This window comes from Agrobacterium sp. S7/73 (assembly GCF_019355535.1).
GTDB lineage: Bacteria > Pseudomonadota > Alphaproteobacteria > Rhizobiales > Rhizobiaceae > Agrobacterium > Agrobacterium tumefaciens.
Map to the genome: position 1 here is coordinate 436,499 of NZ_CP072137.1, position 18,419 is coordinate 454,917.

Annotated in this window: 17 protein-coding genes and 1 riboswitch; of the genes, 11 read left to right on the forward strand and 6 right to left on the reverse strand. The window is 59.9% G+C overall.

What is annotated here, in order from left to right:
• Positions 1-87: 87 nt before the first annotated feature.
• Positions 88-190, forward strand: a riboswitch (TPP riboswitch).
• A gap of 128 nt (positions 191-318) precedes the next feature.
• From J5276_RS16970 to thiD, 5 genes are read left to right on the forward strand one after another with little or no spacing between them, the layout of a single operon-like run.
• Complete coding sequence (locus J5276_RS16970; protein ID WP_065703055.1) at positions 319-1,104, forward strand: ABC transporter permease; 786 nt, start codon at positions 319-321, stop codon at positions 1,102-1,104.
• The gene (locus J5276_RS16975; protein WP_065703057.1) at positions 1,101-2,045 is read left to right on the forward strand and encodes an ABC transporter substrate-binding protein; all 945 of its coding nucleotides are present in this window, start codon (positions 1,101-1,103) and stop codon (positions 2,043-2,045) included. Before J5276_RS16970 ends, J5276_RS16975 begins: the two co-directional genes overlap by 4 nt.
• 2 nt (positions 2,046-2,047) lie before the next feature.
• A complete protein-coding gene (locus J5276_RS16980; protein ID WP_019564651.1) occupies positions 2,048-2,788 on the forward strand; it encodes a hydroxyethylthiazole kinase in 741 nt (246 codons plus the stop codon).
• The gene (gene thiE / locus J5276_RS16985) at positions 2,775-3,437 is read left to right on the forward strand and encodes a thiamine phosphate synthase (protein ID WP_065703059.1); all 663 of its coding nucleotides are present in this window, start codon (positions 2,775-2,777) and stop codon (positions 3,435-3,437) included. Before J5276_RS16980 ends, thiE begins: the two co-directional genes overlap by 14 nt.
• Positions 3,434-4,231 carry a bifunctional hydroxymethylpyrimidine kinase/phosphomethylpyrimidine kinase gene (gene thiD, locus J5276_RS16990; RefSeq protein ID WP_065703061.1) on the forward strand — a complete coding sequence of 266 codons (798 nt, stop codon included), beginning with the start codon at positions 3,434-3,436 and terminating at the stop codon, positions 4,229-4,231. The genes thiE and thiD overlap by 4 nt, the downstream gene beginning before the upstream one ends.
• A 98-nt stretch (positions 4,232-4,329) precedes the next feature.
• Here the strand turns inward: thiD and J5276_RS16995 are convergent, their stop codons facing one another.
• Complete coding sequence (locus tag J5276_RS16995; protein WP_003500727.1) at positions 4,330-4,788, reverse strand: Lrp/AsnC family transcriptional regulator; 459 nt, start codon at positions 4,786-4,788, stop codon at positions 4,330-4,332.
• A gap of 127 nt (positions 4,789-4,915) precedes the next feature.
• On the opposite strand from J5276_RS16995, the gene alr reads away from it, so the two are divergent.
• Both alr and J5276_RS17005 read left to right on the forward strand, forming a co-directional pair.
• On the forward strand, positions 4,916-6,082 hold the full coding sequence (alr, locus tag J5276_RS17000) for an alanine racemase (protein ID WP_065703062.1): 1,167 nt from the start codon (positions 4,916-4,918) through the stop codon (positions 6,080-6,082).
• A gap of 7 nt (positions 6,083-6,089) precedes the next feature.
• Positions 6,090-7,346: a D-amino acid dehydrogenase gene (locus tag J5276_RS17005; RefSeq protein ID WP_065703064.1), complete on the forward strand. Its 1,257-nt coding sequence runs from the start codon at positions 6,090-6,092 to the stop codon at positions 7,344-7,346.
• Positions 7,347-7,398: 52 nt separating this feature from the next.
• Here J5276_RS17005 and J5276_RS17010 read toward each other — a convergent pair whose 3' ends face one another.
• Positions 7,399-8,109 (reverse strand): GntR family transcriptional regulator, encoded by a 711-nt coding sequence (locus J5276_RS17010; RefSeq protein ID WP_025595694.1) that lies wholly within the window; start codon positions 8,107-8,109, stop codon positions 7,399-7,401.
• 176 nt (positions 8,110-8,285) lie between these two features.
• Between J5276_RS17010 and J5276_RS17015 the strand changes: the two genes are divergently transcribed.
• The gene (locus J5276_RS17015) at positions 8,286-8,780 is read left to right on the forward strand and encodes a BA14K family protein (RefSeq protein WP_019564657.1); all 495 of its coding nucleotides are present in this window, start codon (positions 8,286-8,288) and stop codon (positions 8,778-8,780) included.
• A gap of 100 nt (positions 8,781-8,880) precedes the next feature.
• Here J5276_RS17015 and J5276_RS17020 read toward each other — a convergent pair whose 3' ends face one another.
• Positions 8,881-10,245, reverse strand: a complete 1,365-nt coding sequence (locus tag J5276_RS17020; protein ID WP_019564658.1) for a sigma-54 dependent transcriptional regulator — start codon at positions 10,243-10,245, stop codon at positions 8,881-8,883.
• Between the two features lies 1 nt (position 10,246).
• Positions 10,247-12,088 (reverse strand): sensor histidine kinase, encoded by a 1,842-nt coding sequence (locus J5276_RS17025; RefSeq protein WP_065703066.1) that lies wholly within the window; start codon positions 12,086-12,088, stop codon positions 10,247-10,249.
• Positions 12,089-12,324: 236 nt separating this feature from the next.
• On the opposite strand from J5276_RS17025, the gene J5276_RS17030 reads away from it, so the two are divergent.
• Together J5276_RS17030 and J5276_RS17035 are read left to right on the forward strand one after the other, a co-directional pair.
• The gene (locus tag J5276_RS17030; RefSeq protein ID WP_209159627.1) at positions 12,325-13,671 is read left to right on the forward strand and encodes a dicarboxylate/amino acid:cation symporter; all 1,347 of its coding nucleotides are present in this window, start codon (positions 12,325-12,327) and stop codon (positions 13,669-13,671) included.
• 192 nt (positions 13,672-13,863) lie between these two features.
• The gene (locus tag J5276_RS17035) at positions 13,864-14,301 is read left to right on the forward strand and encodes an EamA family transporter (RefSeq protein ID WP_019564660.1); all 438 of its coding nucleotides are present in this window, start codon (positions 13,864-13,866) and stop codon (positions 14,299-14,301) included.
• A 56-nt stretch (positions 14,302-14,357) separates the two neighbouring features.
• Here the strand turns inward: J5276_RS17035 and J5276_RS17040 are convergent, their stop codons facing one another.
• Together J5276_RS17040 and J5276_RS17045 are read right to left on the reverse strand one after the other, a co-directional pair.
• Positions 14,358-15,710 (reverse strand): aspartate aminotransferase family protein, encoded by a 1,353-nt coding sequence (locus tag J5276_RS17040; RefSeq protein ID WP_065703068.1) that lies wholly within the window; start codon positions 15,708-15,710, stop codon positions 14,358-14,360.
• Positions 15,711-15,748: 38 nt separating this feature from the next.
• A complete protein-coding gene (locus J5276_RS17045) occupies positions 15,749-16,483 on the reverse strand; it encodes an SDR family NAD(P)-dependent oxidoreductase (RefSeq protein WP_003510849.1) in 735 nt (244 codons plus the stop codon).
• A 233-nt stretch (positions 16,484-16,716) separates the two neighbouring features.
• Between J5276_RS17045 and J5276_RS17050 the strand changes: the two genes are divergently transcribed.
• A complete protein-coding gene (locus tag J5276_RS17050; protein ID WP_065703070.1) occupies positions 16,717-18,363 on the forward strand; it encodes a GNAT family N-acetyltransferase in 1,647 nt (548 codons plus the stop codon).
• Positions 18,364-18,419: the final 56 nt, after the last annotated feature.

An 18,419-nucleotide genomic window follows, 5' to 3' on the forward strand; every position in this document is an offset into this window, starting at 1 on the left:
CAACAACTAATATGTTCGCGGCAAATTCGCCAATATTCTCGTTAACTTTCAACGTTGACATTACTTCAAAACCCTCCTAGCAAAACAGTCTCTTCCGAGGGGAGCACCAGACGGTGCTGAGATGGCGATGAGCCGGACCCTTGAACCTGATCCGGGTCATGCCGGCGTAGGAACGGAAACTGTAGCGCGTTTGCGGTACTGCCCTTTCTCTTCTCCGCTTTGCCCGGATCTCCGTGATCGCCACAGCTGGAGACCGAACGATGATGATGAAACATCCTTCCCTTCGTATACGGTACGGCTGCGTCTGAGCCCCGGCCGATGCGTGCCTCCCATGCGCTGAAGGGCGTCGTTCTTATTCTGTTTGTCTGGCAGCTGGGCATCTGGCTGTTCGCACCTCCCCGCTACATCCTGCCCTCGCCGGCCGATGTTGCCGCAGCACTCCTGCGCCAGCCAGCTTTCCTGTTCGGACAGGCCATGGTGACATCAGGTGAAATGGCTGTCGGGCTTGCGGCTGGCATTGCCGCCGGCATTCTCGTTGCCTTTACGATTGCCGCCGTCCCGCGTTTTGGCCGCCTCGTCTGGCCCATGGTTCTCGTGTTGCAGGCATTTCCGGTCTTCGTGCTGGCCCCCATTCTCGTACTCTGGTTCGGTTTCGGCATGGCCTCGAAAGTTGTCATGACGGCGATCATCATCTTTTTCCCCGTCGCTTCAGCCTTTACCGACGGCCTCAATCGCACGGATCGGACAATCCTCGATGCCGCGTCGCTGACGGAGGCGAGCCACTGGCAAATCCTCACCCGGCTGCGTGTGCCGCTGGCGCTTCCCTCACTCATTTCCGGGCTGAGGGTCGCAGCTCCGCTCGCCCCGCTCGGCGCGGTCATTGGCGAATGGGTGGGCGCCTCCGCCGGGCTCGGTTTTGTCATGATCCAGTCCAATGCCCGCATGCAGACCGACACAATGTTCGCCGCCATGACCATTCTCGCCCTCATGGCGGTGCTGCTGCGGCTTGTCGTCGACCGGGCAACGGCCAATCTCGCCCCTTGGGCCAAAGAAACAGACCACGTCATTCCTTTCAAACATTTGCGGAGACTTTCGGCATCATGAAACGAACTCTTCTTTCCCTCATCGTTGCGGCAGCAAGCGTGCTTTCGCCCGCGCAATCGCAGGCGGCAGACAAGCTTACCGTATTGCTGGAATGGTTCGTGAACCCGGACCATGCACCGATGGTGATCGCCAAGGAACGCGGCCTGTTCGCAGATGCCGGGCTGGAGGTCGAGTTGATCCCGCCTGCGGACCCATCCGCCGTGCCGCGTCTCGTCTCGGCAAAACAGGCCGATATCGGCGTTCACTACCAGCCGAACCTCTATCTCGACCACGATGCCGGGCTGCCGCTTGTCCGTTTCGGCACGCTGGTGGAAACCCCGCTGAACACCGTCACCGTTCTGGCCGATGGTCCAATCAAGAGCCTGAAGGACCTGAAGGGCAGGAAGGTCGGCTTCTCGGTTTCCGGCTTCGAGGATGCGATGCTGAAGCGGATGCTGGAGAAGGAGGGACTGACGAAAGACGATGTGGAACTGGTCAACGTCAATTTCTCACTCTCGCCATCCCTGATCGCCGGCAAGGTCGATGCCACGCTTGGCGGCTTCCGTAATTTCGAACTGACGCAGATGAAGCTTGAGGGCCACGAAGGCCGCTCGTTCTTCCCCGAGGAGCATGGCGTGCCCGCCTATGACGAGCTCATCTTCGTCACCCATCGAGATCTCGTGAAAGATAGCCGCCTGCCGCGTTTTCTCTCGGCCGTTGAGCAGGCGGCGATTTTCATCACCAACCACCCACAAGAATCCTGGCAGCTTTTCATCAAGGCCTATCCGAACCTTGACGACGCGCTGAACAAACAGGCGTTTTTCGATACGCTGCCGCGTTTCGCCAAACGTCCAGCCGCACTCGATCGCACCCGCTACACACGCTTCGGCACCTTCATGCAGGACATGCAACTGATCAAGCAGGCGCCGGCGGCGGAAGACATTGCCGTGGAGTTGCAATAACCATGGCAAACAGTTTTCCGACTGCGGCGAAGGCCGCAGAGATCCTCGAAAGGGTAAGGCAGACGCGCCCGCGCGTGCATTGCCTGATGAACACCGTGGTACAGAAATTCACCGCGGACGGCATTACCGTTGTCGGCGGCATACCCTCGATGACAACCTCACTCGAAGAAATCGGTGCTTTCGTCACGAAAGCCGATGCGGTAACGATCAATCTCGGCACGCTCGACGCCGACCGGCGAAAAGTCATTCGATTTGCCGTCGAGATCGCCCGCGCGGCTGGCAAGCCGTGGATTCTGGACCCCGTGCATTGCGACTATTCGCCATCGCGACTGGCGTTCGCGCGTGACCTGATCTCGCTTGGACCCACCATCGTGCGCGGCAACAGCGCTGAGATGAGCCTGATCGGTGCTGTTCCGAACGCCATCAGGATAGAGACCGGACCTGTCGATAACCTGCGCGACGCCACAAGGAGTGTCAGAATCGTCAACGGTCACCCGTGGATGGCGAAGGTGACAGGCACGGGTTGCCTATCGGGTGGCGTCATCGCCGCCTTCATGGCGGTGGAAAAAGACGCACTGACGGCCGCCGCCGCCGCCCTCGCCATCACGGGTGTCGCAGCCGAACTGGCAGCGAAAAACGCCAAAGGCCCCGGCACATTCGAGCCGGCATTTCTGGATGTGCTTTCAGAAATTTCCGGCGAAGACATAATAAACCATGCGAGGATTGAGCATGAACAAGGTTGATTACCGTCTCAACGCGCTGGTCGATGCGAGCCTCGGCGATGTTGCGCCCTTGGGCGAGCTTGCTCTGGCGGCCGCACTCAACGGCGCGACCATTCTGCAATATCGCGACAAACACGCCTCCACGCGGGAGATGATCGAAAACGCCAGCGCCATTCGCGAAGCCATTGCCGGCACGGGCGTGCCGCTGGTCATCAACGACCGGGTGGATGTGGCGCTCGCCTCTGGCGCGGACGGGGTGCATCTCGGCGCCGATGATATGGATGCCAAAACCGCCAGACGCATCCTTGGAGATAAGGCGATCATCGGCCTCACCGTCAAGAACCGCGCCGATGGCGAGCGGGCGGCCTCCATGCCCGCCGATTACGCCTGCATTGGTGGCGTGTTCGAAACCGTTTCCAAGGTCAATCCAGACAAGCCTGTCGGCCTTGACGGCTTTACGACGCTCCGCACTCTGCTCCGCGAATTGCGGCCGGGCATGCCGGTGGGCGCCATCGCCGGTATCGATCTTGCCCGCGTGCCGAACGTCATCGCTGCCGGTGCGGATGGTGTCGCCGTTATTTCTGCAATCTTCCGCGCAGGCGATATTGCCAGCGCAACCAGGGACTTCCGCGCGGCAGTCGATGCAGCGTTGAAAGCGAGACAGTCATGACAGCAATCGCATTGACCATCGCCGGCTCAGACAGCGGCGGCGGCGCTGGCATTCAGGCCGACATCAAGACTTTCTCGGCACTCGGCGCCTATGCCGCTAGCGTCATCACCGCCATCACCGCCCAGAACACCAAAGGTGTGACGGCTGTGGAGGATATTTCCGTCACCACCATCGTCGCGCAGATGGACGCTGTTTTTTCCGATCTTGCCGTCAATGCGGTGAAGATCGGCATGGTATCGCGGATCGAAACCATCGCGGCCATAGCTGCAAGGCTTCGGCAGCAGCCCCAGCCGGTGGTGCTCGACCCCGTGATGGTTGCGACCTCCGGCGACCGTCTGTTGCATGCGGATGCGATCGAGACATTGCGGCGCGACCTGCTGCCGCTCGCCACCATCGTCACGCCGAACCTGCCTGAAGCAGCGCTTCTCACCGGGTTGCCGATTGCAGACACCGAGGCGGAGATCACCCGTCAGGCCGAGATGATCCTGAAGGTGGGCGCGAAAGCCGTGCTCATCAAGGGCGGCCATGGCGACGGGCCGCAGAGTACGGATTATCTGTTTGCAGACGGCACCATGCAGGCGCTTTCCGCTAAGCGAGTGGACACGAAAAACGACCATGGGACCGGCTGCACGCTGGCGGCGGCGATTACGGCTCATTTGGCCAAGAGTTGTGAATTGCGTGAGGCGGTTGGTCTTGCGAAGGACTATCTGAATGGGGCGCTTGACGCTGGTCGGGGGCTTGCCGTCGGGAACGGTCGGGGACCGGTGCATCATTTTTATCGGTGGTGGGGGTGACATCGACATGCAGAGTGAGGGGCTTACCCCCTCTGTCCTGCCGGACAGAGGGGGTAACCGCATATTCCGCTGCGTAATTGTCCTTTCGAAAAAACTACTCACCGCGCCTTCGGCGTCGCCAGCACATTCCTGATCGCAAAACTCGAATGAATCCGCGAAACACCCGGCAGCTTCGACAGAATCTCCTTATGGATGCGCTCGAAATCGCCCGCACTTTCCGCCTCACATCGCAGGAAATAATCCGACCCGCCCGTCATCAGGTAACATTCGCGGATTTCTGGATAACGCCGCACCGCGTTCTCAAACCTGTTGAGAAAATCCTCCGTCTGGCGGTCGAGCGTGATCTGCACGATGACCGAGATCACCTCGCCGCCGGCAAGGCCGCTGGTCAGCGCCGTATAGCCCCGGATGATACCTTCCCGTTCCAGAATATCGACCCGGCGAAGGCAGGCAGAAGCCGAAAGGCCGACTTCCGCAGCAAGTTTCGCATTGCTGATGCGGGCATTGAGCCGGAGCAGGCGGATGATGTGGCGGTCTGTCGCGTCGAGTGACGACATAGAAAATTCCAATATGACAATGAAAGTTGCGTAGATTGCATTTTTATCGCATCTTATTCGAACAATAGCCAAGAAATTCGACAATCGTTGCAATACTCTCATGTGATAAAAATGAGGGTGAACGACCATGGACATGCAGATCAGCCGCCAGCAGGCAGCGGGTGGTGCAAGCGGCCATCTGACCATCGATCTTGGCGCATTGCGCGATAATTATCTCGCGCTTGCGGCAATGGCACCCACATCGCAGACGGCAGCGGTCGTCAAGGCTGACGCATACGGCCTCGGCGCGGATATCGTCTCGCAGGTGCTGTTTGAAGCGGGCTGCCGGAATTTCTTCGTCGCCCATATCGATGAAGCGCTGGCGCTCCGGCTGCGTCTTTCAGCGGAAGCGCGGATTTTCGTCCTCAACGGGCTTCAGCCCGGTAACGAAACCTCCTGCGCAGCCATGGCCGTCACACCGGTTCTGAATTCGCTCGAGCAGATCGCCCAATGGGCGGCCCACGCCAAAAATCTTGGCAAGACATTACCCGCCGCAGTGCAGATCGATACCGGCATGTGCCGTCTCGGCCTCTCTCCCGAAGAGCTTGAAGTCCTCGCCTCCCGGCCGCAACTGCTTGATGACATCGACATCGCCTTCGTGATGAGCCACCTCGCCTGCGCCGACGAGCCGGATCACCTCTCCAATGCCGCCCAACTCTCTGTGATGCGAAAAGCCGCTGTCGCTTTTCCTAATGTATCCGTCTGTTTTTCCAATTCCGGCGGCATCTTTCTGGGCAACGACTATCACAACTCCCTGCTACGCCCCGGCATCGCGCTCTATGGCGGCGCGCCCTCCGTTACCCGTCCCAACCCGATGAAACCGGTTGTCCGGCTTGATGTCGCCGTCATTCAGACCCGCGACGTTCCCGCCGGATCGCTGGTCGGTTATGGCGGCTCTTTCGAAGCGGCCGGGCCGACGCGGCTTGCGACGATCGCGGCTGGTTATGCCGATGGCCTGCCGCGATCGCTCAGCAATCGCGGTGCGGCATGGTACAATGGCGTTCGCCTACCCATCGCTGGTCGCGTTTCAATGGACAGCATCATTCTCGATATATCCGCCCTGCCCTTGGGAACATTGACGCAAGGCAGCTTCGTGCAGATGATCGGGCCTGACCAGACGCTGGAAGACATTGCCGAGGATGCGGGCACGATCGCCTATGAAATCCTGACCGGCCTCGGACGCCGTTACCGCCGCAATTATATTCAGCCGGGCGAAACCCCGGCCGTCGCTTCAACATCTGTCAGCCATAAGTGAGACGATCATGAACGTCACTATCCTCGGAGCCGGCGTCGTCGGCGTGACCTCCGCCTGGTATCTGGCCAAAGCCGGACACAAGGTGACGGTGATCGACCGCCAGCCGGCGGCAGCACTTGAAACCAGCTTTGCCAATGCCGGCGAGGTTTCCCCCGGCTATTCCTCGCCATGGGCCGCGCCCGGCATTCCGATGAAGGCCATGAAATGGCTGTTCATGAAGCATGCCCCGCTCATCATCCGGCCGACTACCGATCCGGCGGCGTGGCGCTGGATGAGCCAGATGCTGCGCAATTGCACATCGGCGCGTTATGCCATCAACAAGAGCCGCATGGTGCGCATTGCCGAATATAGCCGCGATTGCCTGATGGCGCTGCGCGACGAAACCGGGATAGAATACGACCAGCGCATGCAGGGCACACTGGAGGTTTTCCGCACCCAGAAGCAGTTCGACGCCATCGGCAAGGATGTGGACGTGCTGACGGCAGGTGGCGTGCCTTTCGAAATTCTCGACCGCGAAGGCTGCGCCGCCATCGAGCCTGGCCTTTCTCCTTCCAGGGAAAAGATCGTCGGCGGCCTGCGCCTGCCCGGTGATGAAACCGGCGACTGCTTCATGTTCACCACCGAACTTGCGCGCATGGCTGAAGAGGCGGGTGTCACCTTCATCTACGATACCGGCATCATGCGCCCCATCGTCGAGGCAGGCCGTATCAAGGCCGTGGAGACCACCAAGGGGCTGGTGGAAGCCGATATCTTCGTCGCCGCACTGGGCAGCTATTCCCCGCAATTCGTCCGCCAGCTCGGCCTTACCCTGCCGGTTTACCCGGTCAAGGGCTACTCCATCACGGTTCCGATCGTGAAGGAGGAACGCGCGCCCGTTTCGACCGTGATGGACGAAACGTTCAAGGTGGCGATCACCCGGCTCGGCTCGCGCATCCGCGCCGGTGGCATGGCGGAAATCGCCGGTTTCAGCAAGGATCTGCCCGCAGCAAGACAGGAAACTCTGGCCCATTCGGTGGAAGACCTGTTCGGCGGCGCAGGTGACCAGAGCCAGGCGAAATTCTGGTGCGGCCTGCGCCCGATGACGCCGGATGGCACGCCTGTTATCGGCACCACCCGCTACAGCAATCTTTATCTCAACACCGGCCACGGTACGCTTGGCTGGACCATGTCCTGCGGCTCGGCCCGTGTGCTTGCCGATCTCATCAGCGGGAACAAGCCCGAGATAGACACGCACGATCTGGCACTCAGCCGTTACGCAGCCTGAAGTGCGACAGGGCGGCGCTTATCCCCGCCTGAAGGGCGGGGATGGTGGCCGCTCAAAGTGCCAGTGCATCCTTCAGCGCCAATCCTTCCTTCATGCGAAGGTCGAGATCGGCCTCGATGTGATCGAGGTGCTGCAGCATCAAGGCACGGGCCTTTGCCGCATCCTTCGCCTCCAGTGCATCGAGCAGGTCGGCATGATCGTTGTGGCCGCAGCTTGAAACGCCCGAGCGCCCGTAGAGCGCGATAACCAGCGACGAGCGGGCGACCAGTTCGTCCATGAATTTTTCGAGGATGGCATTGCCGGCAAGCGAGGCCAGCATCAGGTGGAAATCGCCTGATGCCTTGATTTCCGCGCGCCTGGCGTGCGGGCCGCGCTCATGCTGGTGGCGGCTTTCCTGAACCAGATGCTCTCTCAGCTGCTTCACCGCCGCAGGCGTGATCTTTTCGATTGCGGCGTCCAGAACGCCGGGCTCGATCAGCCGGCGCGAAGCAAAAACCTGCCGCGCTTCGTCCGGTGTGGGATTGGAGACAAAAGCGCCGCGGTTGCGCTCGGCCTTGACCAGTCCTTCGTAAGCCAGCATCTGAAGAGCCGCCCGCACCACCGTGCGGCTGACATCGAACAGCGTTCCCACTTCCGATTCCGACAGCTTCGTTCCCGGGGCAAGCCGTCGGTCGACAATGGCGTCGCGCAGCGTATCTCGAATAGCCTGGGCACGGTCTTCGTGGGATGAATCGGAATTGACGGTTATATGGGCAAGGCTCATGGAATTGTCCTGTTTGAACTTGAGTTCTAGCGCGAAGCGCGGCTTGCGCAAACAGGAATTGCGAGCTGTCGCCAGCCGCCACAATTCATTCAGCGCCCGTTCAGCAGGCGCGCTATATTTCTTTAACCATCGAATTTGCAACTGGCAGCGCCCTGCCATCCGGATGGAAGAAGATTATGTCGTCCTTTGCAGCTAAAACCGTTCTGGCTATCGCCGTCGCCGCCGCCACCATCGTGCCCTTCAACAGCGCATCCGCCGATGACTGGGGCCGCCGCGACCGTCGCGATGCCGCCATTCTGGGTGGCGTGCTTGGCCTTGCCGCCGGTGTCGCCGTTGGCTCAGCCCTTTCCCGCCCGGCACCGGTAGACGACGAGCGAGTCTATATCGACCCGCCGCGTCGCTATGAACCGAGCTATGTGTACGAAGAGCCGGACTACCGCTATTATCAGCCACAGCCGCAGCCTGTCTATCGTCCGGCACCGGTTTACCGTGCCCAACCGGTCTATGACAATAATTCCGGCTACTACCAGCAACGCCGTACCTACCGCACCATCGAGCCGTGGACGAATGCCTGGTACGATTATTGCTCGCAACGTTATCGCAGCTTCAACGGCCGCTCCGGCACCTATGTCGGCAATGACGGCCAGCGTCATTTCTGCGTAGCGGGTTGATCTGGGATAACGTCTGCGCAGTTATCGCTGTTAATAATCAGGCCGCGGACGGAAACGTCCGCGGCTTTTCATTAAGTGTCACCCCAGATCCTGCGGCACCTCAAGCAGCGCCGTTTTTCACATAATCCGCCCGGTTGATGCCGTGACGTTGCAGCTTGTCGTAAAAGGTCTTGCGGGCAATGCCGAGTATCGCAATGGTTTCGGCCACGTCGCCATTAGATTGCACAAGCGTTTCGCGAATGATCTGCGCTTCTATTTCATCCATTCGCTCCGGCAGGGTGCCGGAAGCCGGAATGCTCGATTGCGAAACAGTCGTGGTGGCCGCATCCATCTCCAGCCCCAATACTACCCTTTCAGCGAAATGCCCGAGTTCGCGCACATTGCCCGGCCAGTCGTAGTCGTTAAGGCGGCGGGAAACGCCGGCGCTGATCTGCGGTACCGGCATGTTGAACCGGTTGGCGGCCTTGGTGACGAAGTGCGAAAACAGCAGCGGAATATCCGCCTTGCGCTCGCGCAGCGGCGGTATCGACAGCGTCACCACATTCAGCCGGTAATATAGGTCCTCGCGAAACGTGCCACGCTCGGCCGGGTCGCCGAGATCCACCTTCGCCGCCGCCACCACGCGAATATCGACCGGTCGCTCCTCATTTGAACCGAGTGGCGAGACCTCGCGCATTTCCAGAACGCGCAACATCTTCACCTGTACGGCAAGCGGCATACTTTCGATCTCGTCGAGAAACAGCGTGCCGCCGCTTGAATGTTCGATGCGACCAACGCGTTTTTTCTGCGCACCGGTGAAAGCACCCGGCTCATGGCCGAAAAGCTCGCTTTCGATCACCGTTTCCGGCAGCGCCCCGCAATTCAGTGCCACAAAATTGCCCCTGGATCGCTTCTTGCTCCAGCGATGCAGCGCCGTTGCCACCACTTCCTTGCCGCTGCCCGTCTCACCTGCCACCAGCACGTCTACATCCGTATCAGCAATGTGCCGGAGCGTGGTGCGCAGGCGTTCCATGGCGGGCGTCTGGCCAATCAGAGGTAAATCGTCCTCGGCTTGAGCACTCGCCCGGCGAAGCGCGCGGTTTTCCAGCACGAGGCGGCGCTTTTCCAGCGCGCGGCGGGCGCTTTCAACCATGCGTTCGGCGGGGAATGGTTTGGCGATGAAATCATAGGCGCCGTTGTGAAGGGCATCGACCGCCATCGGCACATCACCGTGGCCGGTGATGAGGATAACCGGCAGATCGGCATCGATCTTGCGGACATGGTCGAAGAACTCAAGCCCGGTCATGCCGGGCATGCGCACATCGGTGATGACGACGCCGTCGAAATCCTCGTTGAGCGCCGCAAGTGCCTGTTCGGCGCGGGAAAAGGAGGTAACGGGCAATCCGTCGAGTTCCAACGTCTGCACCATCGCCTTGCGCAGCTGGGAGTCGTCATCCACCAGAAATATGGTTCCACCTGCCATCATGTTATGCTCGCTTCAGATATACGGAAAAAGACGTGCCTGCCTCGCTGCTCGTTACCTCAATCCGCCCGCCATAGTCGGAGGCGATATCGTTGGAGATGACGAGACCAAGGCCTAGGCCGCTTTCCTTAGATGTATTAAAGGGCGAAAAAAGCTGGGCGCGGATCGCTTCGGGAATGCCGGTCCCATTGTCGCTGACCGAAAGCAAGACCATGTCCCCTTCCTCGCGCACCCGCACCTCGACACGCGCCGCATCAATCGCTTCAGTGGCTTCCAGTGCGTTTTGCAGAAGGTTGATGAGAATTTGCTCGAGCCGGATGCGGCTGCCAAGCACCTTCAGGTCCTGATCCGGCAACACGATATCAAGTGCATCCATCTGTCCGGAAAAACGACTGCGCAACAGCATCACCGCGCCTTCGATGACCAGCTTGAGACTGACCGGTTCGGCAGCGGTGCGGCCCTTGCGCGCCAATATCTTCAGGTCGCCGGTAATCGTGCCGATGCGATCGGTCAATGCCGCGATGTTTTCGAGATTTTCGTTGGCCTCCGCCATGCGGTCGCGTTTCAGCAGGGTGCGGGCATTGTCGGCAAAGGCGCGGATCGTCGCTACCGGCTGGTTGATTTCGTGGGCAACGCCCGCCGCCACCTGCCCTAGAATGGAGAGACGGTTGGCCTGCACCAGCTCGTGCTGCACGTTGCGCAATTCACCTGTCGTCTTTTCGTGCAGGGCAATTTCCGCCTGAAGATGGTCGCGGGTCCTTGTCAGATCACGGGTGCGCTCCTGCACCTTCATTTCCAGCTCGGTGCGGGCGCGCTGCTCCTCTTCCTTTTCCCTCAGCGCCTTGTGCCTGCGCCACAGCCACAGAGCCGAAAGCGCCATCAGCGGCATCAGCGTTGCCAGCGCCACCACCCTGCCCTCGCGAATGGCGGCGTTCAGCGCCGGTGCCACCGGTTGCAGATAATGCAGGGTCCATGAGGTCGTCGGCACCGGCGTTTCCAACCGCAGATAATCGCCGCGCTCACTTGCCGGGTCATCGACACGGATAAGCGGAACGCCGTCGCTCGAGAGTCGCGCCATCCGGAACGGCAGCGTTGTAAGCGCCTCGTTACCGAATTGCAGGCTTTCGGAAATGGCTTTGCGTCGCGCCTCGTCAATCGGCGCTACGGTCTTGAAGCGCCAATCCGGCACGCTCGTCATCAGCACGACGCCGTTCCTGTCAACCACATAGACCGGTTTGCCGCCGATGTTCCAATCCGCCTCCAGACGGTTGAACTCCACCTTGGCGATGACGACGCCGAGCGGCCGACCGTCTGCGGCATCGATGCGGCGCGAGATATAAAGGCCCGGCCGGCGGCTGACATTGCCAAGCGCATAATGTTCGGACATGCCGGTATTCATCGCCGCCTGAAAATACTCGCGGAAGGCATAATTGGAGCCGACGAAGCTGTCGGCCTGTCGCCAGTTACTGGAGGCAATTGTCAAGCCGGTCGGTCCGGTCACATAGATGACAGAGGACTGCGTGCCTTCGATCAGCCCCTCCAGCTTGCGGTTCAGCCGGTCAATGGCAGGCGCGCCACCGCCATCCAGCGCAATCGCAAGGTCGGGGTCGCCGGACAGAACCAGCGGAATGGCGCGCGGCCGCTCCAGCGCAACATTCAGTAGCGCGATCTTGAGTTCGGCATCGGTGGAGGCCTCGGACGCGGCGGTGCGTATTGCCTGGTTTCGCGCAAAGTCATCGGCAACCAACAGAACTCCCAGGCTGACGAGCAGCCACAAGCCCGCCAACGCCAGCCATTGAGCGCGCCGTCGTGCCTGGGAATGAGAGGCCTGATCTTCTTGGGTCATGTGACAATTGTGCGGATTTACACACAGACCGCAAGAGGTTTTGTCCGGATATCCGCACATACGCCGGCGAGCTGATACGGCGTCAATAAAAAGTACTTTTTAAATCAGCCAGTTACACCAAATAAGCAAGTCTGGCATGCGTATTGCACATGACTCCTCAATCGGCGCGAAGCCGTCAACGACACGGCGATCCCGGGAGGCCAATTAAGGCAGGGTGAGGCCGAGGAGGAAAAAACATGATCGATACAACAACCGTGGCGGCAGGCCACGCCAAGCAGCCATTCTACAAGCACCTGTATTTCCAGGTTCTGGTCGCCATTATCGCCGGTATCGCACTTGGCCATTTCTATCCGGCCTTTGGCGAACAGCTGAAGCCGCTCGGCGACGGCTTTATCCGTCTCGTCAAGATGATCATCGCTCCCGTCATCTTCCTCACTGTCGCAACCGGCATCGCCGGCATGAACGACATGAAGAAGGTTGGACGCGTGGCCGGCAAGGCCATGATCTACTTCCTCGTGTTCTCCACCCTCGCGCTCATTGTCGGCCTCATCGTCGCCAACACTGTGCAGCCGGGTGCCGGCATGAATATCGATCCGGCCACGCTGGATGCCAAGGCCGTCGCGACCTACGCCGACAAGGCCCATGAGCAGACCATCACCGGCTTCCTGATGAACATCATCCCGACCACCATCGTCGGCGCATTTGCCAGCGGTGATATCCTGCAGGTGCTGTTCTTCTCCGTGCTGTTCGGCATCGCGCTCGGTATCGTCGGCGAAAAGGGCAAGCCCGTCACCGATTTCATGCATGCCATGATGTATCCGATCTTCAAGCTGGTCGCGATACTGATGAAGGCCGCCCCCATCGGTGCCTTCGGCGCCATGGCATTCACCATCGGCAAATACGGCATCTCGTCCGTCACCAACCTCGCGATGCTGATCGGCACCTTCTACGTCACATCAGCACTGTTCGTGTTCGTGGTCCTCGGCGCTGTCTGCCGCTACAACGGCTTCTCGATCGTCGCGCTTATCCGCTACATCAAGGAAGAACTGCTGCTGGTTCTCGGCACCTCGTCTTCTGAAGCCGCCCTGCCGGGCCTGATGAGCAAGATGGAAAAGGCGGGCTGCAAGCGCTCCGTCGTCGGTCTCGTCATCCCCACCGGTTATTCCTTCAACCTCGACGGCACAAACATCTACATGACGCTGGCTGCCCTGTTCATCGCACAGGCGACCGGCATCCACCTCTCCTTCGGCGAACAGATCCTTCTGCTGCTCGTGGCCATGCTCTCCTCCAAGGGTGCTGCCGGCATCACAGGCGCTGGCTTCATCACGTTGGCCGCAACGCTCTCCGTCGTGCCGTCGGTTCCGGTTGCCGGCATGGCACTCATCCTCGGCATCGACCGCTTCATGTCGGAATGCCGCGCACTCACCAACTTCGTCGGCAATGCGGTCGCCACCATCGTTGTTGCCCGCTGGGAAGGTGAACTGGATCACGAGCAGCTCGCCCGCGTTCTCAGCGGCAAGGAAGAATTCACCGGCATCGCCGATGTGGATTCGCTTCCGGGTGCGGTTCAGCCCGCCGAATAACACGACCTCCCAAGGTCCAGCCTGTCCCGGTTTGTCCGGGCAGGCTCTCGCATGAAGGCCGGCGCATCAGATCGATGCTCCGGCCTTTCATCGTTTGAAGCCCTTCCAACCGTCGAAAACGGTTTTTATCGCCGTGCGGATGTTATAGGCCAGATCGAGCGAGAACGAATGCGAAAAACGGAGTAGGCCCTTATGAAGAACCTGTTTCTGGCCTGGCAATTCTGGGCGCTGCTATCGGCGGCCTTTGCGGCATTGACTGCGATTTTTGCGAAAATCGGCATCGAAAACGTCAATTCCGATTTCGCCACCTTCATACGCACCATCGTCATTCTCGCCGCCGCTGGCCTGATGGTTTATGTTACCGGCAACTGGCAGCAGCCCTCCACCATTTCGGCGCGTACCTGGACCTTTCTCGTGCTTTCGGGGCTGGCGACCGGCGCATCTTGGATATGTTACTTCCGGGCGCTGAAAATCGGCGATGCCGCCCGCGTCGCCCCCATCGACAAGCTCAGTGTCGTGTTCGTCGCCGTCTTCGCGGTTCTGTTTCTGGGGGAACGGCTGTCGCTGCCCAACTGGCTGGGTGTGGTGCTAATCGCCTGCGGCGCGGTGCTTGTGGCATACCGGGGATAAGGCAAGCTGACAGCGGTGCCCGGCCGGACGAACCGGCCGGGACATTCGCAAAGTCATCAGGCGCGTGCGGCCGCAACCTTGTCCAGTCCCCGCTTAACGCCGGCGAACAGCTCATCAAGCTGCTCGGCCGTGATGATCAGCGGTGGGCAGAAGCAGATCGATTCGCCGATCGGGCGAGTGATAACGCCCTCATCCTCAATGCCGGCGGCAATGGCGAGCGTCGCATCGCCCGGCTTCGTACCTTCCCACGGCTTTATCTCCAGCGCGCCAAGAAGACCGACGCCGCGCGAGGAATGCACCAGCGGATGGTCGGAAAGCGCTTTCAGATGATCGAGGAACTTGCGTTCCAGCCTCGCGACATTGCCGACCAGATCGCGCTCCTGAATGATCTTCAGGTTTTCGAGACCGACGGCCGTCGCGACCGGGTGGCCGGAGGCGGTATAACCATGACCGAAGGAGCCGATCCGGTCGGATTCGTCTGCGATCGGCTGGTAGAAACCGTCATTCATGATGATCGCCGACAGCGGCATGTAGGATGAGGATATCTGCTTGGAAACAACAAGCACATCCGGCTTGATGCTGTAGGTCTCGCAGGCAAACATCTTGCCGGTGCGGCCGAACCCGCAGATGACCTCGTCCACGACAAGCAGAATGTCGTATTTCTTCAGGATCGCCTGCACACCTTCCCAATAACCTTCAGGCGGCAGAAGAACCCCGCCGGCACCCATCACCGGCTCACCCCAGAAGGCGGCGACGGTTTCCGGGCCTTCGCTGAGGATCAGATCTTCGAGTTCCTTCAGAATACGCGCGGTAAAATCCGCCTCGCTTTCACCTTGCTTGCCGAAGTGCACATAGGAGGGGCAGGCCGTATGCAGCATGCGGTCCAGCGGCAGGTCGAAGCTTTCATGGTTGCGCGGCAGGCCGGTAATCGAGGCAGAGGCAATTGTCACGCCATGATAACCCTTGATGCGGCCAATGATCTTCTTCTTGTCCTTTTTGCCCAGCGCATTGGAGCGATACCACACCATCTTGGCAACGAGATCGTTCGCCTCCGATCCCGAAGACGTGAAATGAACCTTCGACATCGGCACTGGTGCAAGTTCGATCAGCAACTCGGCAAGGTCGACCGACGGGCCGTGCGTCTTGTAGGAGAAGGTGTGGTAATAGGGCAGCTTCTGCATCTGCTTCGTCGCAGCGTCCACCAGTCGCTGTTCACCGAAGCCAAGCGCCACAGACCAAAGCCCTGCCATCGCCTCGATATAACGCTTGCCGCTGCTGTCGGTCACATAGATGCCTTCACCACTTTCGATGACCAGACCACCGGTCTTTTCGAATTTACGCAGATTGACGTTTGGATGCATCTGGTAGGCGATATCGCGTGCCTCGACGGAATTCGGCAGAATGGTCATGGGATAAAGGCTCCGTTTCGGTTGGATGGGCTGAAGCGTCAGACGTGCTGGCCGCCATTGATGAGAATTTCTGCGCCGTTGATGTAGCTCGACTGCTCCGAGCAGAGGAAATAGATGGTCTGCGCCACCTCCGCCGTGGTGCCGAGCCGCCCGAGCGGGACCTGCGCCTCCACGAGTTCAGCGGTTCCGGGTGAAAGTATGGCGGTGTTGATTTCGCCGGGCGCTATGGCATTGGCGCGCACGCCGCGCGGGCCGAATTCATGCGCCAGCTCCCGTGTCAGAGCCGCAAGTCCCGCCTTCGATGCGGCATAGGCGACGCCCGCGAAAGGGTGCACCCGCGAGCCCACAATGGAGGTAACGTTGACGATGCAGCCTTTTGCCGCCTCCAGTTCCGGCAAAAGCGCACGGGCAAGAAGCGCCGTCGAGACGAGATTGACGTTGAGCACCCGCGTCCAGATCTCCGCCGTTGTGTCGGCAACGCCAAGGCGGCTACCGCCTTCGCCCTTCGGCGAGATTCCGGCATTGTTGACGAGTGCGGCCAGCTTTCCTTCCGGCAGGCGCGAGCGCACCTCGTCGGCCAGATCGTCGATGCGGGACAGGTCCTCCAGATCGGCCTGGATATGGCTTTCGCGCGCAGATGGCCAGCGGCATTCCTCCGAAAAGGGTTGTCGCGATACGGTCAGGATTCTCCAGCCTTTTTCCTGAAAAAGCTTGACGGTGGCATGCCCTATTCCGCGGCTCGCACCAGTCAAAAGCATAAAAGGAACAGCCATGAAAGAACTCCTTTGCCATGCGAACCGTTGAGCCGGCCGCGCATTCAGCCCGCATGTTAGAGTGCTGCGACCCGCTGACAAGGGCTATTTTGTCGCGGTGCACGAATGGTTGCCGCGTTACGGGCTAATCCCATTTGATATAGGCCTTTCACCCGAAGGGAATATTTGAAGCCGGCCATTTGCTCATAAAATGCAATCTCCCGAATCTGTGATCCGTATTGGGAGGGGGACGAATGCGTATCGACATCATCGACACCGACGCAGGCTTCGAGGCTATCCGGCAAAACTGGGAAACGGTGTTCATGGCCGATCCCCATTCCCGACACTTCCTGTCCTGGGGCTGGCTGCGGGATTACATGCCGCGCCGCAAGCGCTGGTTCATCCTGGCGCTCAGGGAACGTCCCGAAGGCTCGCCCTATGTGGCATTTTTTCCGCTGCGCATCGTCACCGAACCAGACAAGAAAACCGGCCGCTTCCACGACAGCATAGTCATGGCTGGCAATGCCGCGGCGGATTACACCGGCTTCATCACTCTGCCGGAATATGAAAATAACGCGGTTGCCGGTTTCTGTTCCTATATTCGGCAGCAGAACTGGACCGAACTCAAGCTTGACTATCTTTCCGGCCCACCGGAGCGGCGCGACGCGATGATCCGCGCGCTTCAGGGGCCGCTCGTCATGTTTCGCGACAACATGCCGACCAACCCCTATAACATCAACAATTGCATCTGCCCGGTCGTGGCCCTGCCGGACACGTTCGACTCCTATCTCGACAGCCATATGAGCAGCCAGTCCCGGCAAAAGCTCCGGCGCTTCATGAGGAAGGTGGAAGGCGGTGACGAATACCGCATCACCTTCGCAACGAAAGAAACAATCAAGCGGGACATGGGCATCCTGTTCGATTTCTGGCGCATCCGCTGGGCGCCGCACAAGGGCAAGGAGCGCACCGAACTGTTGATCGGCGCAACACGGCAAATGCTGATGGATGTGTATATACGCGGCGATCTGGAAGTACCGGTCCTGTGGTTCGGCGACCAGCCGCTCGGCGCGCTTGCCAATATCATCGACCGGCAGAAAAAATCGGTATTGTTCTACATTACCGGTCGTGACGAGAACTGGAAGACCCCCTCACCCGGCCTCGTGCTGCACGGACACTGCATCCGCAGGGCGATCGAACAGGGTTTCAAGACTTATGATTTCCTGCGAGGCAACGAGCCGTACAAATATTTCTTCGGCCCGGAGGAGCACAAGCTCAGCTGCACGCTGTTCCGCACCCGCTCAGGCGACAATCTCGGCGGCAAGCTCCACCCGCGCAGCATACGCTTCGTCTACGAAGAGGGCCTCAAACTTTACAAGACGGGCAAGAAGGCGGCCGCCAACATCGCCTTTTCCCAGGTACTGGCAGCCGCGCCCGATCACCTTGGCGCACAATTCGGGCTGGCCAATCTGACCTTCGACCGCGGTGAATTCCGCGAAGCGGAAATCGCTTTCCTCGGTCTCCTCGGCAGCGGTCAGGACCCGGTTCTGCTGTGGATGCGCATAGGCGAAGCGCGGTTGGCGCAACGGCAATATCATGAGGCGTCCGAAGCATTCCGTCAGGTGACCAATCGCGCCCCCTTCCACCGCGAGGCGCTCTACAAATGCGCCGTGGCGCTGATTGCGGCCGAAAGAACGATGGAAGGCGCCGAAATCCTCGACAGATTGCAGCATTACCATTCTGACGACGCTACGCATCTGGAATATGCCGAAAAGGCGCGCGCAGCCCTTGCCCGGCTGGAACTGGGAAAGGCCAGGATTCCGCTGCCTGCCGATGTCATCACGCTGAGCGCCAGGCCAAAATCGACGGGCAAGCGCTGGCGTCCGCCAAAGGTTTTGCATTGAACGTAATGACCTGTAAGTTGCGGCAGAAAAAATCGGCCGGACGACTTGCAAGGGTT

What these genes read in the sequence shown, in the direction of transcription:
- J5276_RS16970 (WP_065703055.1), top strand. Translation starts at nt 319, where the DNA reads ATGCGTGCCTCCCATGCGCTGAAGGGCGTCGTTCTTATTCTGTTTGTC.
- J5276_RS16995 (WP_003500727.1), bottom strand. Translation starts at nt 4,788, where the DNA reads ATGTCGTCACTCGACGCGACAGACCGCCACATCATCCGCCTGCTCCGG.
- J5276_RS17045 (WP_003510849.1), bottom strand. Translation starts at nt 16,483, where the DNA reads ATGGCTGTTCCTTTTATGCTTTTGACTGGTGCGAGCCGCGGAATAGGG.
- J5276_RS17035 (WP_019564660.1), top strand. Translation starts at nt 13,864, where the DNA reads ATGAAGAACCTGTTTCTGGCCTGGCAATTCTGGGCGCTGCTATCGGCG.
- J5276_RS17030 (WP_209159627.1), top strand. Translation starts at nt 12,325, where the DNA reads ATGATCGATACAACAACCGTGGCGGCAGGCCACGCCAAGCAGCCATTC.
- J5276_RS17040 (WP_065703068.1), bottom strand. Translation starts at nt 15,710, where the DNA reads ATGACCATTCTGCCGAATTCCGTCGAGGCACGCGATATCGCCTACCAG.
- alr (WP_065703062.1), top strand. Translation starts at nt 4,916, where the DNA reads ATGGACATGCAGATCAGCCGCCAGCAGGCAGCGGGTGGTGCAAGCGGC.
- J5276_RS16975 (WP_065703057.1), top strand. Translation starts at nt 1,101, where the DNA reads ATGAAACGAACTCTTCTTTCCCTCATCGTTGCGGCAGCAAGCGTGCTT.
- J5276_RS17050 (WP_065703070.1), top strand. Translation starts at nt 16,717, where the DNA reads ATGCGTATCGACATCATCGACACCGACGCAGGCTTCGAGGCTATCCGG.
- J5276_RS17020 (WP_019564658.1), bottom strand. Translation starts at nt 10,245, where the DNA reads ATGATGGCAGGTGGAACCATATTTCTGGTGGATGACGACTCCCAGCTG.
- J5276_RS17015 (WP_019564657.1), top strand. Translation starts at nt 8,286, where the DNA reads ATGTCGTCCTTTGCAGCTAAAACCGTTCTGGCTATCGCCGTCGCCGCC.
- J5276_RS16980 (WP_019564651.1), top strand. Translation starts at nt 2,048, where the DNA reads ATGGCAAACAGTTTTCCGACTGCGGCGAAGGCCGCAGAGATCCTCGAA.
- thiE (WP_065703059.1), top strand. Translation starts at nt 2,775, where the DNA reads ATGAACAAGGTTGATTACCGTCTCAACGCGCTGGTCGATGCGAGCCTC.
- J5276_RS17010 (WP_025595694.1), bottom strand. Translation starts at nt 8,109, where the DNA reads ATGAGCCTTGCCCATATAACCGTCAATTCCGATTCATCCCACGAAGAC.
- thiD (WP_065703061.1), top strand. Translation starts at nt 3,434, where the DNA reads ATGACAGCAATCGCATTGACCATCGCCGGCTCAGACAGCGGCGGCGGC.
- J5276_RS17005 (WP_065703064.1), top strand. Translation starts at nt 6,090, where the DNA reads ATGAACGTCACTATCCTCGGAGCCGGCGTCGTCGGCGTGACCTCCGCC.
- J5276_RS17025 (WP_065703066.1), bottom strand. Translation starts at nt 12,088, where the DNA reads ATGACCCAAGAAGATCAGGCCTCTCATTCCCAGGCACGACGGCGCGCT.